27 protein-coding genes, 1 tRNA gene and 2 pseudogenes are annotated in these 26,630 nt (G+C 62.8%); 19 read left to right on the forward strand and 11 right to left on the reverse strand.

Annotated features, from left to right (window positions below):
• Positions 1-381 precede the first annotated feature (381 nt).
• Positions 382-1,557, reverse strand: a complete 1,176-nt coding sequence (locus LPA46_RS16715; RefSeq protein WP_230893488.1) for a GAF domain-containing sensor histidine kinase — start codon at positions 1,555-1,557, stop codon at positions 382-384.
• Positions 1,558-2,014: 457 nt separating this feature from the next.
• Positions 2,015-2,088 (reverse strand) — tRNA-Lys (locus LPA46_RS16720).
• 188 nt (positions 2,089-2,276) lie between these two features.
• On the opposite strand from LPA46_RS16720, the gene tnpA reads away from it, so the two are divergent.
• From tnpA to LPA46_RS16735, 3 genes are all read left to right on the forward strand, one after another.
• A complete protein-coding gene (gene tnpA / locus LPA46_RS16725; RefSeq protein WP_230893489.1) occupies positions 2,277-2,666 on the forward strand; it encodes an IS200/IS605 family transposase in 390 nt (129 codons plus the stop codon).
• Entirely contained in the window at positions 2,663-3,901 is a 1,239-nt protein-coding gene (locus LPA46_RS16730; RefSeq protein WP_230893490.1) for an RNA-guided endonuclease InsQ/TnpB family protein, read from the forward strand. The genes tnpA and LPA46_RS16730 overlap by 4 nt, the downstream gene beginning before the upstream one ends.
• Positions 3,902-4,147: 246 nt before the next feature.
• Positions 4,148-5,605: a DHH family phosphoesterase gene (locus LPA46_RS16735; protein ID WP_230893491.1), complete on the forward strand. Its 1,458-nt coding sequence runs from the start codon at positions 4,148-4,150 to the stop codon at positions 5,603-5,605.
• Positions 5,606-5,620: 15 nt separating this feature from the next.
• Here the strand turns inward: LPA46_RS16735 and LPA46_RS16740 are convergent.
• Positions 5,621-6,289: pseudogene (locus LPA46_RS16740) on the reverse strand (AEC family transporter); the annotation flags it as partial.
• A 140-nt stretch (positions 6,290-6,429) separates the two neighbouring features.
• Between LPA46_RS16740 and LPA46_RS16745 the strand changes: the two are divergent.
• Together LPA46_RS16745 and LPA46_RS16750 are read left to right on the forward strand one after the other, a co-directional pair.
• Positions 6,430-6,567 carry a hypothetical protein gene (locus tag LPA46_RS16745; protein WP_230893493.1) on the forward strand — a complete coding sequence of 46 codons (138 nt, stop codon included), beginning with the start codon at positions 6,430-6,432 and terminating at the stop codon, positions 6,565-6,567.
• Positions 6,564-7,883, forward strand: a complete 1,320-nt coding sequence (locus LPA46_RS16750) for a transposase (RefSeq protein WP_230893494.1) — start codon at positions 6,564-6,566, stop codon at positions 7,881-7,883. The genes LPA46_RS16745 and LPA46_RS16750 overlap by 4 nt, the downstream gene beginning before the upstream one ends.
• A gap of 72 nt (positions 7,884-7,955) precedes the next feature.
• Here the strand turns inward: LPA46_RS16750 and LPA46_RS16755 are convergent.
• The 4 genes and pseudogenes from LPA46_RS16755 to LPA46_RS16770 form a co-directional block, all read right to left on the reverse strand.
• A pseudogene (locus tag LPA46_RS16755) lies at positions 7,956-8,198 on the reverse strand (AEC family transporter); the annotation flags it as partial.
• A 92-nt stretch (positions 8,199-8,290) separates the two neighbouring features.
• The gene (locus tag LPA46_RS16760) at positions 8,291-8,671 is read right to left on the reverse strand and encodes a DUF2267 domain-containing protein (RefSeq protein ID WP_230893496.1); all 381 of its coding nucleotides are present in this window, start codon (positions 8,669-8,671) and stop codon (positions 8,291-8,293) included.
• A 95-nt stretch (positions 8,672-8,766) separates the two neighbouring features.
• Positions 8,767-9,057, reverse strand: a complete 291-nt coding sequence (locus LPA46_RS16765) for a PRC-barrel domain-containing protein (RefSeq protein ID WP_230888658.1) — start codon at positions 9,055-9,057, stop codon at positions 8,767-8,769.
• A gap of 66 nt (positions 9,058-9,123) precedes the next feature.
• The gene (locus tag LPA46_RS16770) at positions 9,124-10,221 is read right to left on the reverse strand and encodes a pyridoxal phosphate-dependent aminotransferase (protein ID WP_230893497.1); all 1,098 of its coding nucleotides are present in this window, start codon (positions 10,219-10,221) and stop codon (positions 9,124-9,126) included.
• A gap of 105 nt (positions 10,222-10,326) precedes the next feature.
• On the opposite strand from LPA46_RS16770, the gene LPA46_RS16775 reads away from it, so the two are divergent.
• The 3 genes from LPA46_RS16775 (at position 10,327) to LPA46_RS16785 (ending at position 13,289) form a co-directional block, all read left to right on the forward strand.
• Positions 10,327-12,621, forward strand: a complete 2,295-nt coding sequence (locus LPA46_RS16775; protein ID WP_230893498.1) for a DEAD/DEAH box helicase — start codon at positions 10,327-10,329, stop codon at positions 12,619-12,621.
• A gap of 117 nt (positions 12,622-12,738) precedes the next feature.
• Positions 12,739-13,008: a ribbon-helix-helix domain-containing protein gene (locus tag LPA46_RS16780; RefSeq protein ID WP_230893499.1), complete on the forward strand. Its 270-nt coding sequence runs from the start codon at positions 12,739-12,741 to the stop codon at positions 13,006-13,008.
• Complete coding sequence (locus tag LPA46_RS16785; RefSeq protein ID WP_230893500.1) at positions 13,005-13,289, forward strand: type II toxin-antitoxin system RelE family toxin; 285 nt, start codon at positions 13,005-13,007, stop codon at positions 13,287-13,289. The genes LPA46_RS16780 and LPA46_RS16785 overlap by 4 nt, the downstream gene beginning before the upstream one ends.
• Before the next feature lie 28 nt (positions 13,290-13,317).
• Here LPA46_RS16785 and LPA46_RS16790 read toward each other — a convergent pair whose 3' ends face one another.
• Positions 13,318-14,220 (reverse strand): DUF7544 domain-containing protein, encoded by a 903-nt coding sequence (locus LPA46_RS16790; protein ID WP_230893501.1) that lies wholly within the window; start codon positions 14,218-14,220, stop codon positions 13,318-13,320.
• Positions 14,221-14,326: 106 nt separating this feature from the next.
• Between LPA46_RS16790 and LPA46_RS16795 the strand changes: the two genes are divergently transcribed.
• The 10 genes from LPA46_RS16795 to LPA46_RS16840 all read left to right on the forward strand — a co-directional run bounded on the left by LPA46_RS16795 (position 14,327) and on the right by LPA46_RS16840 (position 23,224).
• The gene (locus LPA46_RS16795; RefSeq protein WP_230893502.1) at positions 14,327-14,968 is read left to right on the forward strand and encodes a DUF7500 family protein; all 642 of its coding nucleotides are present in this window, start codon (positions 14,327-14,329) and stop codon (positions 14,966-14,968) included.
• A gap of 161 nt (positions 14,969-15,129) precedes the next feature.
• Positions 15,130-15,675, forward strand: coding sequence for a chemotaxis protein CheW (locus LPA46_RS16800; protein ID WP_230893503.1), 546 nt, complete (start codon positions 15,130-15,132; stop codon positions 15,673-15,675).
• 178 nt (positions 15,676-15,853) lie between these two features.
• Entirely contained in the window at positions 15,854-16,216 is a 363-nt protein-coding gene (gene cheY / locus LPA46_RS16805; RefSeq protein ID WP_230893504.1) for a chemotaxis protein CheY, read from the forward strand.
• Positions 16,213-17,259, forward strand: coding sequence for a protein-glutamate methylesterase CheB (gene cheB / locus LPA46_RS16810; protein WP_230893505.1), 1,047 nt, complete (start codon positions 16,213-16,215; stop codon positions 17,257-17,259). Before cheY ends, cheB begins: the two co-directional genes overlap by 4 nt.
• Complete coding sequence (gene cheA / locus LPA46_RS16815; RefSeq protein ID WP_230893506.1) at positions 17,260-19,260, forward strand: chemotaxis protein CheA; 2,001 nt, start codon at positions 17,260-17,262, stop codon at positions 19,258-19,260.
• A 3-nt stretch (positions 19,261-19,263) separates the two neighbouring features.
• Entirely contained in the window at positions 19,264-19,851 is a 588-nt protein-coding gene (locus LPA46_RS16820) for a chemotaxis protein CheC (protein WP_230893507.1), read from the forward strand.
• Entirely contained in the window at positions 19,851-21,023 is a 1,173-nt protein-coding gene (locus tag LPA46_RS16825; RefSeq protein WP_230893508.1) for a chemotaxis protein CheC, read from the forward strand. Before LPA46_RS16820 ends, LPA46_RS16825 begins: the two co-directional genes overlap by 1 nt.
• Entirely contained in the window at positions 21,020-21,496 is a 477-nt protein-coding gene (locus tag LPA46_RS16830) for a chemotaxis protein CheD (RefSeq protein WP_230893509.1), read from the forward strand. The genes LPA46_RS16825 and LPA46_RS16830 overlap by 4 nt, the downstream gene beginning before the upstream one ends.
• Entirely contained in the window at positions 21,493-22,296 is an 804-nt protein-coding gene (locus tag LPA46_RS16835) for a CheR family methyltransferase (RefSeq protein ID WP_230893510.1), read from the forward strand. Before LPA46_RS16830 ends, LPA46_RS16835 begins: the two co-directional genes overlap by 4 nt.
• A gap of 64 nt (positions 22,297-22,360) precedes the next feature.
• The gene (locus LPA46_RS16840; RefSeq protein WP_230893511.1) at positions 22,361-23,224 is read left to right on the forward strand and encodes a CheF family chemotaxis protein; all 864 of its coding nucleotides are present in this window, start codon (positions 22,361-22,363) and stop codon (positions 23,222-23,224) included.
• A 37-nt stretch (positions 23,225-23,261) separates the two neighbouring features.
• Here the strand turns inward: LPA46_RS16840 and cheF1 are convergent, their stop codons facing one another.
• The 3 genes from cheF1 to LPA46_RS16855 form a co-directional block, all read right to left on the reverse strand.
• The gene (gene cheF1, locus LPA46_RS16845) at positions 23,262-24,131 is read right to left on the reverse strand and encodes a chemotaxis protein CheF1 (protein ID WP_230893512.1); all 870 of its coding nucleotides are present in this window, start codon (positions 24,129-24,131) and stop codon (positions 23,262-23,264) included.
• Positions 24,132-24,306: 175 nt separating this feature from the next.
• On the reverse strand, positions 24,307-25,527 hold the full coding sequence (locus LPA46_RS16850) for a HEAT repeat domain-containing protein (protein WP_230893513.1): 1,221 nt from the start codon (positions 25,525-25,527) through the stop codon (positions 24,307-24,309).
• Positions 25,528-25,592: 65 nt separating this feature from the next.
• Positions 25,593-26,168, reverse strand: a complete 576-nt coding sequence (locus tag LPA46_RS16855) for an archaellin/type IV pilin N-terminal domain-containing protein (RefSeq protein ID WP_230893514.1) — start codon at positions 26,166-26,168, stop codon at positions 25,593-25,595.
• Positions 26,169-26,325: 157 nt separating this feature from the next.
• Between LPA46_RS16855 and LPA46_RS16860 the strand changes: the two genes are divergently transcribed.
• Positions 26,326-26,559, forward strand: a complete 234-nt coding sequence (locus LPA46_RS16860; protein WP_230893515.1) for a DUF7385 family protein — start codon at positions 26,326-26,328, stop codon at positions 26,557-26,559.
• The last annotated feature ends 71 nt before the right edge of the window (positions 26,560-26,630 follow it).

Raw genomic sequence — 26,630 nt, forward strand, 5'->3', positions numbered from 1 at the left:
TTTCGACAAGTGTACAAATAGACGACAGGTATTTCAGATTTCTATCTATTTCCGGCCATGGGACGAACGGTCGAGTGCCTTGAGGTGTGTGAGTGATTCAGTGACAACGAATATCGCGGCAGGCGAGATGGGTATGTCAGAGAGGGAGCGCATCGCCTGGCAGGTGTTCCCAAATCTGCTCTACTGGCTAGTTGAATGGCTACTAGCCGATCTCAGGCGTACGCACTCCAAATACAGCCACTACTAGGAGACGTCCAGCCGACGAAAACTACCGCCTTTTGGATGGATTACAGCGGAACTCGTATATTGCGTGTCAGCTACCAACCCCAGACATGCGTTCTTACTGGAGAATCTCGCACAATACTCCGTCAGGAGGAAGACCTACGACTGAGGCTCCTCGCACTCTATCAGAGTAACGCCCGTGATCTCGAACCGTGCGCCACCATCAGCACTGTGAGTGGCACAAACCTCCCAACCATGTGCCTCAACAATTTGGTTCACGATAGCAAGTCCGAAGCCAGTACTAGACTCGCCGGTTGAGTAGCCATCCTCGAAGATCTGATTTCGGTCCTCTTCAGGGATACCGGAACCGTCGTCCTCGATGTAGATGCCGTCTTCAGCACTGAGCGTTCCAACGCGGACGGTCACATTCTTGCCCCCGTGTTCGATTGCGTTTCGGAAGAGGTTCTCAAAGAGTTGCTGGAGGCGACCTCGGTCAGCTTTGATCGTTGCGTTGGTCGTCACCGAAATCGTTGCGTCGTGGGTTGAGACAAGCGACCAGCACTCTTCAATTAATGCTGCTAGGTCGATAGTTTCTGTCTCGCTGATTTCTTGGCCCTCACGAGCAAGAACAAGCAACTCGTCGATCATCTCGTTCATGCGATCGAGTGCGTCCCGGCACTGCTGGAAGCTCTCTGGGTCCCCCGTCTTCTCGGCTAAGTCGAGATAGCCTTGAGCGACATTAATCGGATTCCGAAGGTCGTGGGAGACAATGCCGGCGAACTCTTCGAGTTGATCGCGCTGTTGTTTGATGCGTTCGGTCGCGCGCTGCTGGAACAGCTGGGAGCTCACCCACTCAGCCATCAGCTCGACGAACGTTTCCTCCATCGGAGAGAAAGGCTTCTCGCGTGGCTCTGAATCAGCGAAGCAAAACGTGCCGTACACCTCGTCATCGAGGACAACCTTCGCGCCGATGTAGGCTTCAAGCCCAAACCGTTCGTAGGCGGCGTCATTCTCCCACCCATCGATTGACGCATGTTGGACGGTGAGTGCGTCCTCGAGTTCGATCGTCTTTCGGCAGTACGCTTCCGAGAGCGGGCAGGACTCGCCGGGCTGAAGCAGTTCGTGGTCGCCACTGGCTTCGACGATGTACTGTTGTCCTTCGGTAATTTCGGTGAGAAAGCCGATTTCCACGTCAAGATACGTGCAGCCTACTTGGAGAAGGTCTCGTACCTTTTCCTCGTAACTGCGTTCAGTATCCGCAGTGATGCGGTACATCCGGCGTAGCGCTTCGTTTTCCGACATCCTCTCTGACTCCTCACCCCCGGAAACAGTCATATTCCGTATATAGTTGTCTTGGGGTTAAGTGTCTGGTGTCGAAGAGGGTCATATCTTACCAGTCCGTCTGTTAGGAAGTAAGAAGGAATCAAACAACGGTTCTGGTAATATACCGATGGCACGTTCGAGATATTCCCTGTCTACACCAAGCCCTTCCTCACAGATAACAATCAAGTTCTCAACGGAGACACTGGCTAGTTAAGATCGAATCTGTCGGCTGTAAATGACAAATATTCTCCCGCGATACAGATACGAGCCTCCATCTACATCAATCGCGCACGCCCACATCCGCCTCCATCTCAGTCGACAATTGAAAACCCCGGGAGTGGACGAACGCGCATCAAACTCGAAATGACGCCAAAACGACGGGTGTACCCGAACCTACTAATCCCCGAAACCCCTGTAAACCAATAGTTCAGACACTAACAGTCTGACTCAGTATCCGTCTTCGAGAAAGCGGGCCGGGCGCGATTTGAACACGCGACCGACGGATTAAGAGTCCGTCGCTCTGCCAAACTGAGCTACCGGCCCAACGCATTCCAACGTTCGATGCTGCAACTCAAATACGTTCTGATTCAGACCGATAGCGCATACCTCCGTCTTCAGTCGGAGGTCGAGCGATAGGTATAGTGCATCAATCCACATGTCCCGCCATTACTGGATTTCCCACGCTTTACCGAATGTATGAAGACGCAGACGAACCATAGTGTACAACACGGATGAAGGCGACACGGCACGCGACCTACGACCTCAACTACCACATAGTGTGGGTGCCGAAGTACCGTCAGCCGGTACTCGAAGGCGAGGTCGCCAGCCGTGTGCGAGACATCCTCCACGAAATCGCCGACGACAAGCGCTTAGAGATCCTAGATCTGACCGTCCAACCCAACCACATCCATCTATTCGTCAGTAGCCCGCCGAAACACAGTCCATCACTGCTGGCCAACTGGTTCAAAGGCATCTCCTCACGAAAATACAACCACCGCTACGCCGACCATGACGGCGAGAAAATCGGGTGGGAACGCGGCTACTATGCAGAAACAGTGGGTAGCGTCTCCAGCGACACCATCCAGGACTACATTCAGCGTCACGAGGAGGTCGACATATGACCGAGCTTACGAAGACGCTGGAACTGAAACTGGTGGAGCCGAACGCGCACAAACGGCGGAAGCTCCGCGAAACACGACAAGCCTACCAGCAAGCCCTCCAGGAGGCGTTCGACGCTGGATGCACCACCCAGACCGAAGCGAACGATATCGTGGTTGAGTACGACCTCTCGGGGTACGCGAAGAATGCCCTCAAGCAGTACGTCCCGCAACTCACGACGACGTACAACGCGGGCGAACTTCACGACGACCACCCTGTCCGCTTCACGAATGAGGGACTCCGCCTCGATCATAAGGCCGAGAACGCTATCGAGTGGTACGTCAAAATCCCCCACCACGAGGATTACCACCTCTGGATGCCAGCACAGCCAAATCCCGACCAACGGGACTGGCTGGAAGCGTTGAACGCGGGGGACGCGGAAATGGGTGAGAGTCGGCTGTTCGAGCGGGACGGAACGTGGTATCTGCACGTCACCGCTACCCGCAACGTGGAGGAACAATCTGAGGCGTCCGCCGAGGAACGGACGCCGATTGGTGTGGACATCGGAGAAGCCTCACTCGTCACGGTGTGTCACCGCGACGAACACGGTTCTCCGACCGCTCCTGAACTGTGGGCCGACGAGGGCAAAACCGTTCGTCGGCTCCGCAAAACCTACTTCACCGCCACACGACGCCTCCAAGAACGCGGAAGCGAGCGTCTCCCCGAATCCTACGGTGAGGACTTGTGGGCGCAGATAGACGATATACTCCACACTGTCACCCGCGAAGTCATCGAGTACGCCGAATCCAGCGAGAACCCCGTGCTTGTGCTGGAAGATCTAACGTACATTCGGGAGTCGATGGACTACGGCGAGTATATGAATCGGCGTCTTCACGGCTGGGGGTTCGCCAAACTCCACGCCCAAATCCAGTACAAAGCCATCGAGAAAGGCATCCCCGTCGAGGTGGTGAACCCGCGCAACACCTCCAAGGAATGCCACGCTTGTAGTGAAGTCGGATATCGTCCCCGGCAGGCGACGTTCAAATGTACGAACGACGACTGCTGGGTGGGGGAATATCAAGCAGACGTGAACGGCGCGATAAATATTGCAGATCGCTACCGCAGTGGAGAGAGCCACCCACGAAAACACACGAGTGGCAATGACTCGGCTGCGGATGGGGCCTCGTTGACCGGGCCACAAGACACCCACGCCGATGCTGACACCCAGCAACCGACGCGTGGACCGAATGCGTCTTGAAACCGTCGGGCCACGCCCGGCCTGAAATCCCATGGTGGGATTCCCGCGCCTTCAGGCGCGGGAGGAGGTCAATTGGGATGCCAGTCCCCTGCGGGCTGTCGAATTCAGTTCGACTCAACAAGCGTCAATCATGGAGACAGCTCAGTGGATGAAACCACCCGGCTGAGACGACCAACGAGCAGATCTCTCGGCTAGCGACAGCAGGTCGGGAACATTAAGTGACGGCCTGCGTTATTCCGGGACATCATGAGTAGCCGGGCAACCATCTCCTCGATGTCCTCGTATGCCATTCTAGGTTGCGGGAGCGTCGGCCACGCGGTCGCCGAGGAGTTGGTCGAACGGGGTAAGGATGTTCTCATCGTGGATCGCGATGAGTCCCGGGTAGAGGCGCTGCGCGACCAGGACTTGAACGCCCAGGCCGCGGACATCCGCGATGAGGAGGTTGCGGAACTCGTCGCCGACCGCGATGTTGTTCTCATTCTGGCCTCCGATATTGAGGCGAATGAAGCGGCAGTTACGAACATTCGTGGGCGTGACGACGACCAGTTTATCGTCGTACGCGCTAGCGATCCCGTGACCAGCGACGAACTCACGGAGTTGGGTGCGGACGTCGTCATCAACCCGTCGTCAGTTATTGCAGACGCGGCGCTGCGTGCGCTCGAATCCGGCGAACTGGAGTACAAGGCCCGCCAGCTCGCGGAGGTCATCGAGGGAACGGAGGGCCGGCTGGCCATCGTCACGCACGATAACCCCGACCCGGACTCTATCGCCGCGGCGGCCGCGCTGAACGCCATCGCGGACCACCTCGGCGTGGAAGCGGATATCCTCTACTTTGGGGATATCGGCCACCAAGAGAACCGCGCGTTCGTCAACCTGCTTGACATCGAGTTGACGCCGTACGAGGACGTCGACATCGACGACTATGACACGGTCGCACTCGTCGACCCGGCGAAGGCTGGCGAGGTCTCGCTCGAACGCGAGGTCGACATCTTCCTTGATCACTACGAGGTCGATGAGGAGTTCGACGCGGAGTTCGCGGACGTGCGCCCGAACGTCTCCGCGACCTCGACGATTCTCACGAAGTACATCCAGGAGTTCGACCTCTCGGTGAGCCAGGAGGTCGCGACCGCACTCCTGTACGGGATTCGCGCGGAGACCCTGGACTTCCGCCGGGATACGACGCCCGCGGACCTCACCGCGGCGGCGTACCTCTACCCGTTCGCGGACCACGACACCCTCGAACAGGTGGAGTCCCCGAACATGAGCCCGGAGACGCTGGACGTGCTCGCGGAAGCCATCGCCAACCGTGAGGTCCAGGGTAGCCACCTCGTCTCGAACGCGGGGTTCATTAGCGACCGGGACGCGCTCTCGCAGGCCGCCTCTCAACTCCTGAACCTAGAGGGTATCACGACGACCGCCGTCTTCGGCATCGTCGAGGACACCATCTACCTGGCCGCGCGCTCGAAGGACATCCGGCTGAACATCGGCCGCGTGCTCAGCGACGCCTTCGAGAACATCGGCGAAGCAGCCGGCCACTCCACGCAGGCGTCCGCCGAAATCCCGCTCGGCATCTTCACGGGCATCGAAACCACCGAGGAGAACCGCGAGACACTACTGTCGCTGACCGAGGAAGCAGTCACGCAGAAGCTCTTCGACGCGATGGGCGTCGAATCCGAGAGTTCCAGCAGCTCGAACGGCAACTAACCCTTCTCTCGGACTTCAGCTGACGGCTCTGATGAGGACGAACAGCGTTCCGACCGAGACCAGCGTGGTGAGGAAGACGTTCAGGGACGCGAACGCTTCGTCGCCGCCGAGTTCGTTGGCGAACACGTACGTCGACACCGCGGTGGGCGTGCCGAGCATCACGACGGCAGCGGTGAACGTCGCGGTGTCCACACCCAAAAGTGAGAACGTCGCCCACGCGATCGCGGGCATCAGCACGATTTTGAGCGCGACGACGGAGCCGGTCGCCCCGACGTCGACGTTCGGCAGGTCGACGTCCAGGGACGCGCCGACGCAGAGCAACGCGATGGGGAGCGCGAGCGTCCCCAGCAGGTCCAGACCCGCTGTCGCCGGCCCGGGGACCGTGAGCCCGACCGACCCGACAACCAGGCCGGCGACAAGCGCCACGAGCACGGGGTTCGTCGCGAGTTTCCGCAGTTCCTCGCGGACCGACGCGTCGGCGTCGTTCACGGTGGTGAGCACGAGCACCGTCAGCGGCACCTGCGCCAGCGAGACGATGCCGAGCACGACGCTCGCGATGGCGGTCACATCGTCGCTGAACGTCGCGGCGACCAGCGGCAGCCCGAGGTAGCCGAGGTTCGAATGGTACGACTGCGTGACGGCGACGCTTCGGCGGTGGCGTTCGGCCTGATTCCGGTGTACTATCTTGAAACAGCGAGAGAATCCCGCCGTTCACGGCGGGCGTGAATCGCGTCACTTGACTGCGCAAACCACGAGTGACAGCACTCTGAATACCCAACACCAACCCGGATATTTAACATACGAGAAAACGTACTGAATAACGGATGCGAGTTGATATTGCCATCGATCGTGGAAGCGACCTCCACGAACGTGTGAAAGAGTACTCCCGAGAGAACGGGCTGCGAATGGACTTCGCCTACGCCGAACTCGTCGAACAGGGCCTCAACGCTACTGAAGAATGAGTGCGGAGTGCAAGACGCTCAAAGCGTATCTTGCCCCACCCACTCAGCACAAGCAGCGCAAGCTCCACGACGAACACGAACGATACGAAACGCTCCTCCATCGCAGTTTCAACGATGGGTGCGACACGATGACTGCCGTCAACGAGGTTGTCAGCGGTGAAGACCTCAATTGGCACTCGAAAAACGCACTCAAACAATACGTTCCAAACCTCTTGGACGAAGACACGTACAACGCGAGTCAACTCGCAGACGACCACCCCATCCGTTACGCCAACACTGCAGCCGTCTTCGACCACGATGAAGACCGCCACCACGAAATCTGCTGGGAAGTCCCACTTCCCGGTCGCGGAACGAACTTCTGGATACCACTCCAGATGAATCCCGAGCAAGAACACTGGTGGCACTCTCTGATTGACGACGAAGACGACAGTGTGTGGGCTGGCGAACTCCGCCTGCAACGCGACGGAAAACGGTGGGTGTTGCACGTCACCGCGAACTACGAAGCCGAACCAGACCACTCGTGTTCGCCAGAGAGTGACGACGTGACCCCTGTCGGGTTCGATGTGGGTGAATCCAAGCTCTTGGTGGGCTGTGCCCTCCGAGACGACACGCCCGTTGATCCGTTGTTCGTGGATGGTGGTCGCGTCCGACATCTCCGCCAGAAACAAGCCAGTACTGAAGACCGATTGAAACCACGATATGCGTCGAACCTCTTGGACGATCTCGTGTGGGGGCGGTGGCAAGACGCCATCGAAGACGAAATTGAGAAAGCCTCACATCGGGCCGTTGAGTACGCGTCCCAGTTCGAGAACCCGGTCATCGTCCTCGAATACCTTGAGGGTATCACCGACGAGGATATTGGGAAGTACTGGAATCGACGCCTCGGCAAGTGGCTGTTCTCCCGTTTACAGTCACGCATTGAGGATAAGGCAGCGGAACACGGTATTCCTGTGGAATACGTACATCCGCACCACACGTCGAAAACATGCCATGCGTGTCAACACGTTGGGTATCGACCGCATCAAGGCACGTTCAAATGTACGAACGAGGCGTGCTGGGTGTCGGAGTACCAAGCGGATTTGAACGCAGCAGCGAACATTGCCAATCGGCTAAATCCGTGGGGAGAGAGCCTGCCTTGGAAATCGGCAGGCGATGACTCGCCTCGGAGCGGGGGCCAGTGGCAGGCCCACGAAGACACGTCACCGAGCGAGGGACTCCCGTCCGAGAGGCGGGCTTCCGATGACAAGGATTCGTCTAGCTCACCAGCGGTGGGAGCGGGGGCGAACCCGGAGACCGGTGACGCGAACACGTCTTGAAACCTCAATCCAGCAGTTTGCTGGTATTCCACCTGCGGTGGAAGCCCCGCCCTAAAGGGCGGGCGAGGATGTCACCCACGCCGTTGCCGCGGTTGCAAACAGTACGAACAGCAGCCCGCCAAACAGCGCAGGGGAGATGAGTTCGGCGACGTTACGGTCGTACGTGGACACGAACACGAGCGCGGGCAGCGCGACGAAGTACGCGAGGTCGTTGAGCCGCTCCGTGCGCGCGTCGTCGAGCACGCCAGCGACTCGCAGCCCCGTTCCGACGAGCAGCAAAACGAGCAGGGCGAGCAACCGACCGACAACTTCCATGTCTCCGCCGAGCGCGCGCGGCACCTTACACGGTTCGACTCAGGAAGGAGAAGTAGTGGTCGCGCCGCGCTTGGCGACCCTGCCTGCTGGCGTTACGCGTCGGCCTCGAAGAGGCGGTCGTACTCCTCGGGGAGTTGTTCGCGGGCGAGCGCGAGTTCGTCACCGCTGACCGTGTCGACGAGCGCCGTTAACACGGCCGCGGTCTTCGGCTCCCGGCCTTCGTAGTCGAGGTCCGCGCGCCGCTCTACGCGGTCGAGGAACTCCGGCACCGAGTACTTCTGTGGGTGGCGGGGTGCGGGCGACTGGAGTTCGTTGGCGTACTTCGTCGGGAGTTGCTCGGCGAGGTCTTCGGCTTCGCCCTCGGAGAGCCGTTCGGCCAGCGTCTCCAGCACCGCGACAACCGTCTCCTCGGCGTGTTCGTCGGAGTCGAACGAGTCGTACTCGCGGGCGTGCTCGACGAGTTCGGTAGGCATACCCACACGGCCCGTCGGCCAGCAGCAAGTTGAGTCTGCTGCCCGATTCAGCGTGCGGCCGGTGGATGCGCGGAGACCAAACCGCAGAAACGGCGCTAGACTGCGACTTCGGCGTCTTCGTTGGGGCTCTCGTAGCGCTCGATGACGTCGTTGATGAGGACGACGTCGCCGACCGCGCGCACCCAGCGATACGGGATGATGACGCCTTTCTTCCCGGTCTCGGTGTCCGCGAACAGCGTGGGGTTGAGTTCGCTGAGCGCGAGGCCGTTCACTACTTCTGTGTCGAGGTTCAGGCGGACGTCTTCGACTTCCCCGACGAAGACGCCATTGTTCGAGTACACCTCGCGGCCAACGAGTGAGGTGATTTCGTCTGCTTCGGAGTCCATGTCGTAGTGATTGTCGCGGTGCCCCATAAGTGTTCGAGGCTCGCGTCTCACGGGCGTCCGACGCGGCTACTGGAATTGATCGAGGACTGCGCCGAGCGCGTCGAGTGCGGGCGCGACTTCGCTGGGGTTGCGCCCGAGACTCACGCGGACGCGTTCGTCTTCGCCGAAGAACCGGCCGGGGACGACTAGGACGCCTTCTTCCCACGCTGCGGCGGCGAGTTCGTTGCCGTCGACGTTGGTGGGGTTGAGGAACGCGAACGTTGAGCCTTCCGCGAGGAACCCCTCGACGTCGTCGCGTTCGGCGAGGAATTCCTCGAATAGTTCGGTGTTTTCCACGAGGAGTGTCCGCGAGCGTTCCGCGAGGTGGTCTTTGTTGTGGAGTGCGCGCCGGCCGAGCGCCCGGCTTGTGTCCGCAACGCCGAGGAAGTGCATCGACACCGAGCGTGCGCGCTCGACGAACTCGCGGTCCGCGACCAGCCAGCCGATACGGAGGTCGTCGAGCCCGAAGAACTTCGTCAGCGAACTCGTGACGACGGTATTGTCGAGTCCGACCGCGGTCGGCCCGCCGAACGGGCCGTCCCGCGGGTTGGTGACGTAGGGCGCGTACACTTCGTCGACGAGCAGGCGCGCGTCTGATTCGCTGGCGACGTCCGCGAGGTCTGCGAGTGTTTCGCGTTCCGCCAGCGAGCCGCTGGGGTTGTGGCGGTTCGTCACGGTGACAAGTTCGGTCCACTCCGTGAGCGCGTTCGCCGCGCGCTCGACGTCGAGCCGGTAAACGTCGCCGCGTAGGAACCGGTCGACCTCCGCGCCGAGCGCCCCGGGCGTTTTCACGAGCGGCTCGTAACTCGGTTTCTCGATGAGCACGCGCTGTTTCTCCTCCGCGTCCTCGTCGGGGTCGAGGTGGAGCGCGGTCGCCGCAGCGATGACGTTCGCCATTGTTGCGCCGGGCGTTATCAGTACTTGCTCGGGTTCGACGCCGTACTCGCCGGCAATCTGGGTTTCGAGGGTTGCGCCCCTTGGTGGGTCGTCGAGGCCCTCTAGCGGCTCGGGCACGGCCTCGGGTTCGTGGCCGCGGTCGCCGCGCAGGTCGCTGGACGCGAGGTCGTACAGCGCGACCTCGGGTCGTCCGGAAATCCACTCGAGGTACTCCAGCCGCGGGAACATGTCCCCGTCTCGGTCCCGCGGTGGGAAAGTAGTTATCGCTCGCGACCAGTTCAGGTGAGTACGACCACCGGAAGCCGTTAGGCCGACCAGCCCCGACCCACTGGCGTGGACGACCTCGCCGACTGGCTCCGGGACCGCCCCCACTACGACGACCAACTCGTCGACGAGCGCACGCTCCCAGGCCGCGACGCAGGCACGCGGGACGTGACCCTCGAATCCCGCCTCGAGTCGGCGCTCGCCGACCGCGGCATCGACGCGCTCTACGAGCACCAGGCCGACGCCATCGACGCCGTACGGGACGGCGACGACGTGGTGGTCGCGACGCCGACCGCGAGCGGGAAGAGTCTCGCTTACACGGTGCCGGCGTTCGAGCGCGCGATGGACCACGGCGGCCGGACACTCTACGTTGCGCCGCAGAACGCGCTCGTCGCCGACCAGAAGGAGACGTTGTCGGGACTCGCCGCTGACCTCGGGTTCGGGAGTCGCGTGCAGGTGGATACGTACACGGGGCGGCTCTCGCGCTCGGAGAAACAGGCCGTGCGGGACCGCCGGCCGACCGTCCTGCTGACGAACCCCGAGATGCTGCACTACGCGCTGCTGCCCCACGGCCACCGGCTCTGGGAGTGGTTCTTCTCGGGGCTGGAGACCGTGGTGCTCGACGAGGTCCACGAGTACCGCGGCGTCTTCGGCGGCCACGTTTCCCACGTGCTGCGCCGTCTCCGGCGGGTCTGCGAGCGATTCGATTCCGCCCCCGACTTCGTCTGTTGTTCGGCGACCATCGGCAACCCCGTCGAGCACGCCGCCCACGTAACGGGCAAACCCGAGTCCGGGTTCGCGCTTGTCGAGCGAGATACGAGCGAGCGCGGGCCGCGGCACTGGATGCTGTGGAATCCGCCCGAGGAAGCCGGCGGCGGGGGCCGGCGGCGCTCCTCGCACGTCGAAACGCGGAATCTGATGGCGGACTTCGTGATGCGTGGCCACCAGACGCTGGCGTTCACGCGCTCCCGGCAGGGCGCCGAGCGCAACGCCACCGGCACCGCCGACGACCTCCGCGACCGCGGCGAGCACGACCTCGCCAGCGAGATTGCGGCGTACCAGGCGGCCTTGACGGACGATCGCCGGCGCAGTCTCGAAGCCGGCCTCCACGACGGCAGCCTGCGCGGCGTCTGGAGCACGAGCGCGCTCGAACTCGGCGTGGACGTCGGCGGCCTTGATGCTGTACTGTTAGATGGCTATCCGGGCACGCAGATGAACACGTTCCAGCGCGCGGGCCGCGCCGGCCGCGGCACGGACCCTGCCGCCGTCGCGGTCGTCGCGGGCGAGGACCAGCTCGACCAGTACGTGATGAACCACCCGGAGGAACTGTTCGACGGGGACCCCGAGGACGCCATTGTCGACCCCGCGAACGAGCACCTGCTGGACCCGCACATCGCGTCCGCCGCGCGCGAGAACTGGCTGTCACCTGAGGACGACCAGTACTTCCCGCGGTTCGCCGAGCGCGTCCGAACACTTGAACGCCGGGGCGTGCTCGAACGCCGCGAGACCGACTACGGCACGCGCTGGACGTACGACGGCGACGGCAGCCCCCAACATGAAATGAGCCTGCGCTCCATCGATGACCGCGAAATCCGGCTGCTCGACCCGTCGGGTGACACTGTCGCGACGATGGAGTTCTCGGACGCGCTCCGGGACGCCCACCCAGGCGCAATCTACCATCACCAGGGCCAGCGCTACGAGGTCGTGGACCTCGACCTCGCCAACGACGTCGCGGACCTCCAGCCCACGTACGCCGACCACTACACGCGCGTCCTCACGGACAAGGACATGGACGTCCGCGAGGACCGCGAGGAGCGCACGCCGTTCGCACGCGACGACGTGCCGGTGCGATTCGCGGACGTCACGCTCACCGAGCAAGTCACCGGGTATGAGCGTCGGAACGCCAATCGCGGCGAGTCGGAGGCGACCGTGAGCCTCGACCTCCCCGAGCAGACCCTGGAGACGCGCGCGCTCTACTACACGGTGCCGTCGGACGTCGAAGCGGAGTTGCGTGCGGCGGGCGACCTCCCGGGCGCGATTCACGCCGCCGAGCACGCGATGATTTCGATGTTCCCCACCGAGTTGCTCTGCGACCGCGGCGACATCGGCGGGCTCTCAACACCAGTCCACCCACACACGGGCCGCCCGACCATCTTCATTTATGACGGCTATCCTGGGGGTGTTGGGCTGGCGCGTGCGGGCTTCGACTCCGTAGCCGAACTCGCCGAGCGCACGCTCGCCATGCTCGAATCCTGTGACTGCGCGGACGGCTGTCCGGCGTGCGTGCAATCCCCGCAGTGCGGGAACGCCAACAACCATCTCGACAAGGACCTCGCCATCGACTTGTTGGGTGCGATTACGTGAGTCACGCTGCTCGCTCGCGACGAACGCTGTTCGCTACTTCTTGATGCGCTCGTGTTTCGAATCGACTCCGAGCCGCCGATAGATGTATGTGCTTTTGGTACACAAATTCAACACACCATGGCCGAAGCCGAGAACCCCCCGGAGAAGACCACCGTGAACATCCGCATCACGGAAACCTTCCTCGACGACGTGGACGCGACGTGGCAAGAGGAAGGGTATAACAGCCGCAGTGAGTTCATCCGCGACGTCCTCCGCGACGCCGTGAAACACCCCGACTTCAACCGGGCAGATCTTAAGGCGATGCTCGCCGGCGAAACGGACATCCAGGAAGGCCGTACCCGTAGCAGCGACGCAGTCAAGGACGAATACGACCTCGATGACGGATGAGCGACGACTGGGACTGGGAGCTCACCGAGACTGCTGACCGACAGTTCGCATCCCTCGAAGCGTACGCACAGGAGCGAATCGCATCGAAGCTCGACGAAGTAGTCGACGACCCGTGGCGTGACCCCTTCGACTACCTCGAGCCACTACAGGGCGCACCCCACCAGAAGCTCCGCGTCGGTCCGTTCCGCCTCGGCTGTCGCGCCGACCGTAGCTCGAACACGCTGTACGTTCTCCGAATCCGCAAACGTGGCGGCGATGCCTACCGTAGCGACGACGATTAGCGCAGGTCGTCACGGTCCAGTCAGATGTTCATCGGAGCGTGAACTCCGCCTCCGACGCTGCAAGCGTGCACAGCGAGTGGTAGCGCAGCGCGGTGACGACGGGGACGCTGACTGCGGCGAGCACGACGAAGCCGACTAGTGCAGCGATGGCGACGGCAACGAGCGCGACCGGCGTGAGCGTGGCACCGAACAGCGCGAGGCCGACGGGTACCGCGACGATGGCGCCCGCGAGACTGAACACGACGCCGGCGCCGAGTAGCAGGACGATTTTCACGAGGACGTACACCGCGAACTCGCGCCACTCCGCGCGCAGCGTCGGCCAGAGGCGTCGCCAGCCGTTGAGGACGCCGTCGCCGTGTTCGGCCATCAGCGGCACGACGAACGCCGTCGTGAATTCGGAAACGAGCGCCGTAACGGGGGCGACGACGAGCAGTAATGGAATCGTCACGACGAGCGCGAGCAGCGGGAGCGCCGTCTCGCTGGACGCGACAAGGAGGACGGGCGCGACGACGGCAGCGACGGCGAGCAGGACGACGACGGTGACGAGGATGCGGAAGCCGAACAGCCGCAGCCCCGACCCGAGGCGCTGCCGAAACGGCGACAGAATGCGGACTTTCTGCGACCGGAGGGCGTCCACGAGCACGAACTCCATGACCGACCCAACGACGGCGAACACGAGCACGACGACGAAGGCAATCGCGAGCAGCGAGAGCGCAGCGGCAACGAACTCCGGCCGCGTGAACGACTCTCCGTACTCAATGACTGCCTGAGGTGGCACCTCCACAGAGACCGTCGGCGTCTGTGGCGGCGTCATGCCGGCGAGCAGCGTGATGACCGCCAGCCGGACCCACACGCCGACGTCGACGGGTACCAGTAGTGACTGTGTCTCGTCGAGCGCCTCGTCAAGCGACTCGACTGTGTACCACGACATACGCGGCTGTACACCGCGGCACGCGAAAAAGATGGGTGGCCGGTCGATGGATCGGCGTCTGACGGGCCACGATAGACTTTATAGCGCTCGTGTCTAATCCAGGTGTATGGCCCCAGCCGGCGACTCGGACTCCGACGAAACCGTCCTCTCCCCGGACGAGCTCGATATCGAGGCCCGCGAGGAGGTGGCAGCTATCGGAGAGGACCGGTACGTCATCGGCCCCGACGGCCCCCCGAAACCGCCGGAGACCGACGACGGTGAGGATAGCGCTGCAGCCGGCGACAGCGATGCGGCCGAGCAATCCGAGCAGCCCGAAGCCAAGGCGGAGTCCGAGGCGGCGAGCGACCCCGAACCAGACGCGAGCAAGTCGGCGAATACCGGCGAGGTCACGGGTCGGGACGTGAAGCAGTGGCTCAGCGACGAGCTTGACGAACACGACAGCGAGTACGCCTACCGCATCGCTGCCAAATCCGGGGAGTCGGTCAACCACCAGCAGCTCGCGACCGACGATATTGGCGCGGCGTTCGACGGCCTGCTCGTCTGGTACGCTCAACAGGTCGCGTCCGGCACGCCCGTCGACGAAGCGCTCGGCATCCTGCTCTCGGAGTCCAGCGTGCAGGCGCGCTATCCGGCCTCCCGACTCATCGCGTATCTCGAGGCCCACGACCTTGGGCCGGACGACTCGATCCGGGATCTCGTCGACGCCGTCGACGAGGACGACGGCCTAGTGTTCCCACGGCGTCGATAACGTCCTCGGTACCGAACCACCGTGGGTCGTTTTTTGTGAGTCGCCCCGGAGGCAAGCGCTGAGGCATCCCGGCCTGTTCTGGCTGTCGATTGCGAGGTTCGGTTTTCCGTGTTGATAACGGCCGCGAAAAGGTTTTATCGGTGGTCGGCACTCTCACAGCCATGATGAACCTGGAGGGCGGCGAGCGGCAAGCCGAAACAGCCGCCCACGTCGTCGAGTTCGAACTCGGCAACGAGGTCTGCGCTATCGACATCGACGCCGTCGACAGTATCGTCGAATCCAAGCAAGTAACCCGTGTTCCCCGCGCGCCCGACGCTGTGGAGGGCGTGATGGACCTCCGTGGGGAGACTACGGCGATCGTTGACCCACGGGAGTTTCTCGCCATCGAGGGCGATCTCGCTTCCGACAACATTCTCGTGCTGGATCGCGCTGACGACAAGCAGAAGATCGGGCTGCGCGTCGCCGAGGTCACGGAAGTCTCGGAGTACGCCGACGTGCAGGTCGACACGGGCGAGGATGTGAGCCGCATCGGCACCGCGGCCGTCGAGCGCGACCTCGTGAAGGGCGTCATCCGGAAGCTCACCGAGGAGTTGGATGAGGACGAGGACATCGAGGATGCTGACGTCGACCTCGTGTTGTGGTTGGATATTGATCGATTGATCGGCGCGGTTGCGGACGACGAGAACGGCGACACGCCACGCGCCTGATAGCCGCCCATGATGAGCGGCGCAGGGAGTCGTCTCGCTGGTGTTGTTTTTGCTGCGTCTTCGAGTCGACCGCAGACTCGTGGTTGGACGTGGTTCTCGTCTGGTGGAACAGGCTAAACTAAACGGAATGATAATCGGGGAGGAGGGTTTATTAGCCCCTTCACCAAACGAGGGAGGCATGGCGAAGCAGGTCCTACTGGTGGACGATTCAGAGTTTATGCGGAACTTGCTCCGCGAGATTCTCGAAGAGGAGTTCGAGATCGCGGACGAGGCCGAGAACGGGGTTGAGGCCGTCGAAATGTACAAGCAGTACGACCCTGACCTCGTGATGATGGATATCGTGATGCCGATTCGTGACGGCATCGAGGCGACCAGCGACATCAAAGACCACGACCCGAGCGCCCACATCATCATGTGTACGAGCATCGGCCAAGAGGAGAAGATGAAGAAGGCCGTGAAGGCGGGCGCGGATGGCTACATCACGAAGCCGTTCCAGAAGCCCAGCGTGATGGACGCCATCTCCGACGTGTTAGCGGCATGACGACGGCGCTGGTGGTCGACGACTCGCACTTCATGCGGACGGTCATCAGCGACATCTTGGAGAACGGCGGCGTCGACGTTATCGACACCGCGGCGAACGGCAAGCAGGCCGTCAAGAAGGTCGAGGAACTCGACCCGGACGTGGTGACGATGGACGTGGAGATGCCGGAGATGAACGGCATCGAAGCGGTCGAAGCCATCACCGACCGCCACCCGACGCCGATTCTGATGCTCTCCGCGTTGACCACCGAGGACGCCGACGCGACGCTGGAAGCGATGGAGAAAGGCGCTGTCGACACGTTCGCGAAGCCCGGTGGCACGATCTCGACGGAACTCTCGGGGCACAGCGAGGAATTGGTCGCGGCCGTCGAGGATGTCGCCGCAGCGGATCCGACAGCGGGCCACGACGTCCAGCAGTCCGCGCCCGCAGCCAGTACGCCAGCCGTCGATGCCGAGTACGTCGATCATCCGACGCTGCTCGTTGGCGCGTCGACGGGCGGCCCGAACGTGGTGGAGTCGATTCTGAATGCGCTCCCGCGGGAGGCGGACTTCCGCGTGTTGGTCGTCCAGCATATGCCCGATCAGTTCACGTCGCGGTTCGCCAAACGCCTCGATCAGACCAGCGAGTACGACATCAAGGAGGCCGCGGACGGCGACCGCATCAGCGGCGGCGAGGGGTTGGTTGCGCGTGGGGACTACCACATGCAGGTGTCGGGCTACTCGAACGGCCGGCTGCGAGTGCGCTTGGATCAGAGCGAGCGCCGCCACAGCGTGCGGCCCGCCATCGACGTGACGATGGAGTCCGCCGCCGAGCGGGTCACGGATCCGCTCGTCGCGGTCGTGTTGACGGGGATGGGGACGGACGGCGCTGACGGTATCCGCGCGGTCAAGGACGCCGGTGGCGCGACGTTCGCCCAGGACGAGGCGACCAGCGCGGTGTTCGGCATCCCGGAGCGCGCCATCGAGACCGGCTGCGTGGACGAGGTGTTGCCGGCTGACCGACTGACCGAAGCGATCACTGATTCGATACGGAGGAGTTCCTGAATGGACGACTACTTGGAAGCGTTCGTGCGCGAGGGCGAAGAACACGTAACGAACCTGAATAACGCACTGCTGGAGTTGGAGTCCGACCCCGGCAACGAGGAGGCGATGGACGCGATCTTCCGGACCGCCCATACGCTGAAGGGGAACTTCGGCGCGATGGGCTTCGAGGACGCGAGCAACCTCGCCCACGCTGTCGAGGATCTGCTTGACGCGATGCGGCAGGAAGAGCTCGCCGTCACGGGCGACCGGATGGACCGCATCTTCGAGGGCGTCGACGAAATCCAAGCGTGCCTCGATGAAATTGAAGCGAACGGCGAGGTTGAACGCGACGTCTCGGATACCGTCGCGTCCGTCCGCGCGGTACTCGACGAGGCCGACGACGAACCCGTCGAGACAGGCGAAGAAACGTCCGAGGACGCCGAGGGGACACCTGACGCGGACCCGTTCGCAATCGTCGACGCCGAGACTGTGGAGAGCGTCGACAGCCGCGTTTTCCACGTCCACGTCGACATGGGCGACTCCCAGATGAAGGGCGTCGACGGGATGTTCGTGCTGGACGCCGCCGAGGAGGAGTTCGACCTGCTCGGCGCCGACCCGAGTGTGGACGCCATCAACGACGGCGAGTACGACGACGGCTTCGACCTCGTCGTCGCCAGCGATATCGCCGACGTCGCCGCGACCGTTCACTCGTTCCCGAAGCTCGACGACGCCACGGTCACGGAGCTCACTGACGCCGCCGCGGATGCGACCGCGGCGGTTTCCGGCGAGTCCACCGAGGCCGAGGACGAACCGGCTGCTGCTACTGAGGAACCGGCTGCCGAAGCGAGCGGCGAGGACGACAGCGAGTCGGCGGTCGCGTCGACGGACACGGAGATTCAGTCCGTACGCGTGGACGTCGACCAGTTGGACGAGCTCCACGGGCTCGTCGAACAGTTGGTAACCACGCGCATCAAGCTCCGGCGCGGGATGGAGGGCAGCGACCGGCAGGTCGACGACGAACTCGACGAACTCGACAAGATTTCCGGGAGCCTCCAGGACACCGTGATGGACATGCGGTTGGTCCCGATGAAGAAGATCGTCGGGAAGTTCCCGCGGTTGGTCCGCGACCTCGCCCGCGAGCAGGACAAGGACATCGACTTCGTTGTGGAGGGCGACGACGTCGAGTTGGACCGCACGATTCTCACGGAGATCAGCGATCCGTTGATGCACTTGCTGCGGAATGCTGTCGATCACGGGATTGAGGAGCCGTCGGTGCGGGAAGCCAACGGGAAATCTCCGGAGGGGACGGTGACGTTGTCGGCTGAGCGCAACCGCGATCAGGTCATCATCGAGGTGCGTGACGACGGTGGTGGCATCGACCGCGACCGTGTCCGTGAGAAGGCCGTTGAGAAGGACATCAAATCCCAGGGCGAGATCGAGGAGATGACCGACGCGGAGATCGAGGATCTGGTGTTCCATCCCGGCTTCTCGACGAACGATGAGGTGACGGACGTGTCCGGGCGCGGCGTCGGGATGGACGTCGTCCGCGATACGGTGTCCCGCCTTGATGGGTCGGTGTCGGTGTCCAGCGTGCCCGGTGAGGGGACGACGTTCACGATGACGCTGCCGGTGACGGTCGCCATCGTGAAGGTGTTGTTCGTGGAGAGCGGCGGCGAGGAGTACGGCATCCCGATCAAAACGATTGATGAGATCTCCCGCATGAAGCCCGTGAAGACCGTTGACGGTGAGGAAGTCATCACCTACGACGAGACGGTCTACCCGCTCGTCCGGCTCGGCGACGCGTTGAACGTGCCCGGCGACACCCGGGACGACGATGGGATGCTCGTCCGCATTCGCGATACGGAACGGCAGGTTGCGGTCCACTGCGACGACGTCCGCGGCCAGGAGGAAGTCGTCGTCAAGCCCTTCGAGGGCATTCTCTCCGGCATTCCGGGCCTTTCGGGCGCGGCCGTTCTCGGGGAGGGTGATGTGGTGACGATCCTGGACGTCTCGACTCTCTAACCCATGAGCACGATGATAGACATCCGGCGGCTGCAGACGGTGAACGAACTCGCTCGCGAGGGCGCGACGACGGTCGCGGACAACCTCAGCCAGCTGACCGGCGTCGAGACGGAGATGGAGATCACGAAGATCAACGTCATCGACGTCGCGGATCTCGGCGCGCATCTCGGCGCGCAAAAGCAGGTGGGGGTCAACGTCCCGCTGACCGAGAAGCCCTACGGCTCCGTGCTCGTGCTGTTCGACGACGCGAGCGCGCGCCGCGTCGCCTCAACGATGATGGGTGGCGTTGAGAACGACGGCGGCGCGTACAGCGACATGGAGCGCTCCGCGATCCGGGAGGTCGGCAACATCATGACCAGCGGGTTCATCGACGGCTGGGCGAACGTGCTCGGGCGCACCATCGACATCTCCACGCCGAACCTCTTCCGGGCGTCCGGCGACGACATCGTGGCGCACTGCGTCGACCCCGGCGAGCACGAGATTGCGATGGTGTTCGACGCCACGCTGTCCGCGCCCGACGCGGACGTCGAGGCGAAGATCTACTCGTTCCCGGACATCGAGGAGTTCGTCTCGATGATCAACAGCATCTGATGCGCGTCGACCTCGACTCGCTGGCATCGTTCAGCCATACGGGCGCGGAAGGCGGGCAGCGCGCTGCCGACGCGCTTGAGACGCTGACCGGCGTCCCCGCCCACTGCGAGCTATCGCGCACCACGCTCGTGGACGCCGATGGGCTGGCGGCGTTCCTCGGCGACGCAGCGACGCGCATCGCGGTGCCATTCGACGGTGCGCTCGCGGGCCGCGCGCTCGTCTCCTTCGAGAAGCCCTTCGCCGCGCGCGTCGCCGAGGAGACAGGAATGGGCGGTGGTGCACTCCCTGAGGTGGCGAACATTCTCACCAGCGGGTTCATCGACGGGTGGGCCGAGGACGCCGCCGACACGATCGACATCGAGCCGCCAGAAGCCGTTGCCGACGACGATTCGCTCGTCGAGAATGTCGCCATCGCCGACGGCGCTGCGTTCGTCTTCGAGAGCCGGATTGGGCTCGCTGGTGTCGAGGGGACGTGCCAGTTCGCGGTGCTGCCGGCGGCCGAGCAGTTCGTCGACTACCTCGCAGACGACGATTCCCTCTCGTCGGATGCGCTCGCGTCGTACGCGCAGTTGACCGCGCACAGCGCGGACGCGGTCGCTGACCATCTCGGCGCGATGACCGGCATCGACCCCGACGCTGTGGAATCGCACTTCGATCTCGTGCCCGTTGAGGACGTGCCGTTGCTGCTTGACGACGCCGCCTACGAGGGCGCGGTCTTCGAGAGCGACGGCCCCGTGAATACGGTGCTTGCGGTGTTGTTCGATCAGAGCGAGGCCGGCGCGGTCGCGGACGCGCTCGTTCCGGGCGAGGATCCGGACGCGGCGCTCGCGGAGAGCGCGGTCGCGGAACTCGGGAACATTACTGCGAGTGGGGTGCTCGACGGCTGGGCGAACGCTCTCGACACGACTATTGACGTCTCCACGCCGTCGCATGTCCACGATGACGGCCGTGCGGTGCTGGATACGGTCGCCGCGGCCTACGGCCGCCACGCCGACACGGTCGCTGTTGTGGACGCGACGGTTGCGCTCAACGACGAGGTGACGTGTCGCGTCTGCGCGTTCCCCAGTCCCGAGGATGCCGACACGGTCGCGGAAATCGCGACGGAACTTTCTGCGAGTGATGCCGCCCCCGAGTTCCCGCCCGAGTACGACACCGGGGGTGAGCAGTCGTGAGCAGCGAGACGCGGAAGGCCCGCGTCAGCGTCGCCGACTGGCGGGTTGCCGACGGCGACGACACGCTCGTGACGAGTGGGCTCGGTTCTTGTGTCGCGGTCGCTGTCTACGATGTGGAGGCCGCGGTTGGCGGGCTGCTGCACGCGATGCTGCCGGCCGCGCCGTCGCCCGCGGAAACGCCCGCGAAGTACGTCGACTCGGGGCTCGACCAGATGCTTGCAGCGATGTACCGCCGTGGGGCCGACCCCAACAAGGTCGCCGCGAAGCTCGTTGGTGGTTCCGCCATGTTGGACATCTCCGTTGGGGAAGCCATCGGTGACCGGAACGTCGAAGCCGCCGAGCGCGTGCTTGGTGAGGCTGAGATTCCGGTTGTCGCCAGCGAGACCGGTGGGAGTACGGGCCGGTCGGTGACCTTTTGCCCGGCAAGCGGCGACGTGACGATAGACCGCATGGATGGGGTGGCTGTGATTTGACTGACTTCGAGGATCTCCTGGCGTTCGTCGAGCGCGAGACGACGTTCGCCACGAGTTACTACGACGACGCGTATCTCGACCGCCGTGTCTCCGCACGGATGCGGCGCTGTGACGCCGACACCTACGCCGAATATCTGGACGTGCTCCGGGAGGACCGCGACGAGCGTGCGGAGCTGCTGGACACGCTCAGCGTCAACGTCACGCAGTTCTTCCGAGACGAGAAGGTCTGGGGGGCGCTCGAAGACGTGCTCGTCGATACCGCCGCCGAGAGTGCATCAGTCTCCATCTGGTCGGCGGCGTGCGCGGACGGCCGCGAACCGTACTCGCTAGCGATGCTCGCGCTCGACGCCGGCATCCCCCCACGGGACGTCGACATTCTCGCGACCGACATCGACGAGGACGCCCTCGACCGGGCGCGGGAAGGGTTCTATCAGAGCACGCGCACCGCGGACATCCGCGACCAGCTGGCCTTCCTTGAGGACCCGATGGCGTACGTCGAGGAGCGCGGCGACGAGGGGTTCGTCGTCGCCGACCACGTCAAAGACCTCGTGACCTTCGAGCGCCACGACCTCATCACGGACAACCCCAAATCCGGCTTCGACCTCGTCTGTTGTCGGAACGTCTGCATCTACATCGACAAACAGTACAAACACCCCATCCTCGACACCGTCAGCCAATCCCTGCGCCCAGGCGGCCACCTCGTCCTCGGGCAGACCGAGACCCTCCCGAGCGGCGTCAAGGAGCGATTCGAGGCCGCGGACCCTCGGATTCGCATCTACCGGCGACTCCCCGAGGAGTGACCGCGCTCGGCGAGGAGTAACGCTTATTCTATCTGACTGACCAACTACTGCTCACACCTGGGCCATGTCGGAATCAGCTATCGCGGACTTCGTCACGTCGTTCATCCCCGACACGGCCACGCACGCCAAACCCGTTCGCGGACGCGTCGTGATGAGCAAACGCCGTATCGTGCTCGTCACGGACGGCGACCGCGTCACCATCCCCCTGGCTGGCGTCTTCGACGTCCAACACGACACCGCGCCCGGCGACCTCGCGGAGTTCTTCGACGACACCGTCACTATTGCCTACGAGCGCGACGGCAACCGCCGCGTCGCCGTCGTCGAGGGCGCCGGCGACACCGTCGACCGGTTCGTCATCCTCGTGTTCAAGGGTCTCCTGAACGGGTCGAAGGCGCACGTCAAACATCCCGCGCGTCGTGGTGGCCGCGTCACCGACCAGTCGTTTGCGTCGGCGACGCTGTCCGTCTCCCCGGGCACGGTCGAACTCCGTGGCGACGTCACTATCGACATCGACGTGTCGACGGTGACGCACTTCGAGCGCGTCGAGCGCGACCTCGGCGGAACCACGCGCCCGCTGCTCTCCGTCCGTCATATGGGTGCTACTGGCCCCGTGACGACGGAGCTGGCGCTTGATTCGGGCAGGAAGATGAACCTCCTCGGGCGGTTCATCCGTCTCCGGTACGCGCTTCTCAAGCAGGAGTTGGCGGATATTGAGCTCTCCAGCGAGGAGATCGAGGCGCTGGTCGCGATCTACTCCAGCGGCCCGAACGCCAACCTCGCGACCGTGCTCGGCGTTGACGCCAGCCGGCTGACGATGTTCCTCAACAACCTGCTCGAGAAAGAGCTCGTCCGCGACGAGGACGGCGTCCACCTCACGTCGATGGGCCGCGCCGCCGTCAGCGAACACATCGAAGACGTCAATATGTGACCGGCCGGGCTGGCCTCGCTTGGCGTAGAATGGTCCGTTATTCTTCGTTGATGGCTTCGCTGGCGATGTTGCGGCCGCGCGTCTTCATGGTAACTTCGCGGCGCTTGCGCACCTCTTCGAGCACGTCGACCTCGATGAGGCGCTCGAAGATGGATTCGACCTCGTCGACGTCCATCCCGAGGAAGTCCGGAATCTCGAACGAGGAGACGCCCGAGTACAGCGCCATCAGCACGCGCTTCTCGGTTTCGGAGAGGTCCACCGACCCCTGGCTCTTCTCGGCTTCCTTCGTTAATAGTGACTCCAGGATCGAGCACGTGTGCGAGTCGCTGGAGAAGTACGTCTGCACGCTCGCGTCCTCGACGGTGTGCTCGACTTTCAGCACTGGGCTCTTCTCGCCCTGGACGTCCAAGGAGGCGGCTTCCGCGGAGCCGACGTCGTCGAGGTCCACAGAGACGAACGACCCATTCTGGAGGGCGACGCTCAACTGGTCTTCATCGACTTTGATGCGTGCGCGCTCGAAGGATGCATCCTGCACGACCCCGCCTTTCACTGCGGGGTGTTTGACGAGGAGCTCCGTCTGGTCGAGCAGCGCGCCGTAGAGTTTCGTCTCGAACTGCTCGGTGTTTCCGCCCATCGAGACCAAGAGGACGCTCTCCCCGCTCAATTGGAGGGTGATGTAGTCGCTGACCTGTGCAACCGTCTGGTTCACGTCGTAGCGGCCGCTCAGGCTCGCCACCTTCGACAGTGGGACGTTTCGCTTCCCGTCGTTGCCCGCGAGGACGATGCGCTTGTTCGACAGGAGGATGCGGCCGTTCGTCCACTCGGCGTCCTTCATCCGCCGCCCCTCCTTGACTGCCTGCAGGAACTTGCCCGCGCCGTCCGCGATCTTGTATTCGGACTCGCTCATTCGACCGCCCCGAGCGGACGTGCGGGCGTCCCGCTCCCGTCGTTCGCGTGCCGGCCCGACGCGTCCGTACTCATTACTTGGGGTAGTTATTGTACTGCCGTATATAACGTTTTGCGTGCGATTCTCGGGATTGAAATTGGCGCACTCCGGCAAGTGAGGCTCACGGTACTGTGTGTCAGGTTTGACCGCCGAGCTTCGAGATTGCCGAGAATGCGCGTCGCCGGACGTCCGCGTTCTCTGTGTCATCAACGAGTTTCTCGAGGCGTCGCCGTGAACGATCGCCGCCGACTTTCCCGAGTGCGAACGCTGCCATCGCGACTGCGTCCTCGCTGTATTCGTCGCTGTCAATAACCTCCAGCAGTGCCGTTTCAACCATCCGTCCGCCAATTTCTGCTAACCCGGTGGCCGCGAACTGCGAGATGAGTTCGTCATCTTCGCCAAGCACATCCCGTAAGGCTTCGACGGCCTCTCGTTGCATGGATTTCCCGCCGACAACACGGCCAAGCATCCAGACGGCATTCCGGCGCTGGTGAATCTGCGTTCCCTCCTCGATAATTTCCACGAGCGAATGCACGATCGATGGGTCGCTACGTGCCGCCATCCGATCAACGATCGTTTCCCGGAGTTCGTGACTACGATCCGGCGGCACGTTCGAGAGAATCTCGATGAGCGAGAACACTGCGGCGCGGCGTACGAGATCGCTTTCGTCGCCTAACCGCTCGACCAGTACGTCGACTGGTTTCGCATTCTCGAACTGTCCCAGTGAACTTACTGCTGTCCGTCGCATCGCCTCATGGTCGTCATCGACGACTTGCAGTAATCCCTCGAGTGCGGTTGGGCCGTTCAGGCGGCCAAGCGCTTCCGCGGCTTCTTGGCGAACCTGTAGTTGTTCGTCTTCTAAATGCTCAACGAGCACTCCCGCGACCGATGGCTCCTCAATCCGACCGAGTGCACGCGCAATCCGCGCCCGCACTTTTGGGTGTGGTTCGGCCGGTAGCCGCTGAGCGAGCGGCTTCGCCGCATCCTCAACAGCAAGCAACCCAAGGACGTTCGCTGACGCCATCCGGAGTTCCGCAGCATCCGCTTCTAAAGTCTTGGCGAACGCTTCCGCCTGCGCCCACGTCGCACCTGACTCTGGTACAGACTGCCCCAGCCCTTGCATCAACGCTTCAACTGCCTCTTGATTGGTGAGCGCGTCAATCGCCTCCGCACGCACGGCTGGTTTCTCATCACTCATCGCCTCAACGAGCGCGTCTAACCCCTCCGAACCGGGGTCGTCGAGGTTCCCGAGAATTTCCGCTGCACGACGCCGAACTGTCTCCTTCTCGCTCTCCCGGAGCAGTTCAACAAGCTTCTCAACGTCACCGGAGCGCTCAAGCCCGTACAGCGAAGGCACGCCTACGCAAACGAACTGCGACTACAAAAAGCGTGGCGTTCAAAAAACGATCCGCAAGAAGGCCGTTACAGCGGGACGGCCTGCTTGCCTTCAAGCGACTCCGGAACGTTTGCCCAGTACGTCGTCTTGGAACCGTATTGCGTCGTAATCGTCAACTGCACTTCGTCACCTTCTGTCAGGTCATTCCCGACGGCCGTCTGTGGTTCAATTAGAATCTTGATGCGGTCGGACTGTTCAGTTAGAACCTGATCAGAACCTCCTTTAACAGCTTCGGTCGTAAAGGTGTCCGTAGCCGGGCTACTCCCATGCGTTAGCGTAGTCGCGGTGTTTGGCCCAATCCACTGAATGGTGCTCCGACTGACGTTAATGTTGTCCGCACCAGCGGCCTGACGAACGTTCAACTCCACGCTAGTCACAGAATTAGACGCCACGTTACCGTACGCGGAGACGACGTCAAGGCGATTGGAGACTTGTGCACTGGCTTCATCGCCGGTTGCTTCACTTTTCGATTGGAGGGATCCAGCCGTATTGATGAGGACACCGGCGGCAATTGCGGCGACCAGGACCATCGCGATGAACACGATGAGCGTCCCAATCCCCACTTGACCGCGCTCGTCCTCGTCGTTGATGAATTCGAACATGGTTGTGGTTTCTCTGCCCCGTTCCCGTGATGGGCTACTGGGGCTCACCCCTACCGAATCCTGAACTATACTAAAAGGTATGCCCCCGGTTATCAGCCATGAAAACCGCAGTAAAGGTCCGCTAAGACCTAAACACCCGGAAGCTGTGTTCGGGGGTATGGATCACCAGGTCGACTTCGAGGCGGTCAGACACCGAGTGAAGCTACTGCGGGATACCGGCTCGGAGCGGGTATACGAGAACCGGGATGCTGTGGGGTGTCCTTCCTGTGGCGAGCCGTTCACCGAGGCGCTCGTGTCGACTGAACGGACGTGTCAGTTGTCGCCCGAGCCATCCGTCGACCTCTGTGTCGTCCGGGAGTCAGAACGAATAGTTGTGTTTACGCACGCGTAGCGGGTGTGATTATACGAATTGGTAACGCTGGGAAAAACCTTTTATAGCTACTTGGCTCGTCTTGGGCCACG

This window comes from Halobacterium sp. KA-6, from assembly GCF_021029015.1.
Lineage (GTDB): Archaea > Halobacteriota > Halobacteria > Halobacteriales > Halobacteriaceae > Halobacterium.